We start from the raw sequence: 1,298 nt of genomic DNA on the forward strand, positions 1-1,298 counted from the left end.
CCGCCGCCCGGGGCACCGCCACCGGCATCGGCTGGGTCCTCATGGCCGCCGCCGCGCTGGCCGGCGCCTTCGCCGGGCTCCGGCTCGCCAGGCGCGTCGCGATGACCGCCATGCCGCAGCTGGTGAGCCTGTTCAACGCCCTCGGCGGGGGCGCGGCCGTCCTGATCGCGCTCACCCACCTGCGCGGCCCGGATGCCGGGACGGCCGCCGCCGTGCCCGGCGGCATCGACATCGTCATCGGCGCGGTGACCTTCTCCGGGTCCCTCATCGCCTCGGGGAAGCTCCAGGGGATCGTCCCCTCGCGCCCGCTGGCCTTCCGGGGCGGACGCGCGGTCAACGCCGTCCTCGCCGCCGCGTTCACCGCCGGCGCGGTCTGGACCGCCGCCGCGCCCGCCGACCCCGTCCCGCAGACACTGGCGCTCGGCGCCGGGCTCCTCTTCGGCGCCACCATGGTCCTGCCGATCGGCGGGGCCGACATGCCGGTGGTCGTCTCGCTCCTCAACGCCTGCACCGGCATCGCCGTCGCCATGGCCGGCTTCGTGCTCCAGGAGCAGTCGCTGGTCGTCGCCGGGGCCCTCGTGGGCGCCTCCGGCGCGATCCTCACCAAGCTCATGGCCGACGCCATGAACCGCTCCATCCCCGCGATCGTGGCCGGCGGCTTCGGCACCGGCGACGAGCCCGCGGCCGCGGGCGGGGCCGGGACGGTCGCCGCCGTGAGCGCCGAGGACGTCGCGATCCAGCTCGCCTACGCCTCGCACGTCGTGGTCGTCCCCGGCTACGGGCTCGCCGCCGCCCGCGGCCAGCGCGAGCTCGCGGCCCTGGCGAACCTGCTCGAAGAGCGCGGCGTCGCCGTCGACTACGCGATCCACCCCGTGGCCGGCCGTATGCCCGGGCACATGAACGTGCTCCTGGCCGAGGCCGAGGTGCCCTACTCGCGCATGAAGGAGCTCGACGAGGCCAACGCCGGATTCGGGCAGGCCGACGTGGTGCTCGTCGTCGGCGCCAACGACGTCGTCAACCCCGCGGCCAGGCGGCCCGGCAACGCCCTCTCGGGCATGCCGATCCTCGACGCCGACGCCGCCCGGCGGATCGTGGTCGTCAAGCGCTCCATGGGGCACGGCTACGCCGGGCTCGACAACGAGCTGTTCACCGACCCGAAGACCGGCATGCTCTTCGGCGACGCCCGCACCGCGCTGGCCGCGGTGGCCGCCGCCGTCCGGGCCTACGCGGTCCGCTGACGGCCGCGCCGGAGCCGGACGGCGTCCCCGATCTCCGGGCCGCGCCCGGAGACGGCGGCC

The 1,298-nt window shown here is 76.4% G+C and carries 1 protein-coding gene; it reads left to right on the plus strand.

From position 1 onward, the window contains the following. Nucleotides 1-1,238 (plus strand): NAD(P)(+) transhydrogenase (Re/Si-specific) subunit beta (locus DI269_RS13015; RefSeq protein WP_112136557.1); only part of this gene is annotated, 1,238 nt, incomplete at its 5' end. Nucleotides 1,239-1,298 lie beyond the last annotated feature (60 nt).

It is taken from the genome of Glycomyces dulcitolivorans, assembly GCF_003265355.1.
Lineage (GTDB): Bacteria > Actinomycetota > Actinomycetes > Mycobacteriales > Micromonosporaceae > Glycomyces > Glycomyces dulcitolivorans.